General features: G+C 65.4%; 1 protein-coding gene. It reads right to left on the bottom strand.

Annotation, left to right across the window (positions count from 1 at the left end; translation table 11 throughout):
* Nucleotides 1–382 (bottom strand): Ig-like domain-containing protein (locus GYK42_RS28870; protein ID WP_166450283.1); only part of this gene is annotated, 382 nt, incomplete at both ends.

Here is a 382-nt window from a genome sequence, read left to right as displayed (position 1 = left end):
ACGCCCCGCCACTGGCAGTGATGGTCTCGCTGTAGGCGACACCGAACGTCATCGCCTGCAAACCCGTCGGCGCCAACGTGATCACCGGCGGACTGACCGTGATTGTCACGATAGCTTGCGCCGAAGTACCGGCGCCATTGCTGGCCGTATAGCTAAAGCTGTCGGTACCGGCATAACCGGCCGCCGGCGTATAGCTGATGCTGGTCCCGTTGACCGTCGCCGTGCCGTGCGAAGCGGCGGAAGCCACCGCCACCGATGTCGCGACACCGCCGCTCAGGTTCAAGGTAATCGGCTGGACGCTGCTGCCATAGGCCACCGTGGCGTTGACGGCGCCGGCAATGGGCGCAACGTTTGCCACCGTGCCGGAATAGGTGCGCGCTCC

Origin of the sequence: Janthinobacterium lividum (assembly GCF_011601275.1) — a bacterium.
GTDB classification, from domain to species: domain Bacteria; phylum Pseudomonadota; class Gammaproteobacteria; order Burkholderiales; family Burkholderiaceae_D; genus Janthinobacterium; species Janthinobacterium lividum_E.
This window is presented reverse-complemented; position numbering and strand designations above follow the sequence as displayed.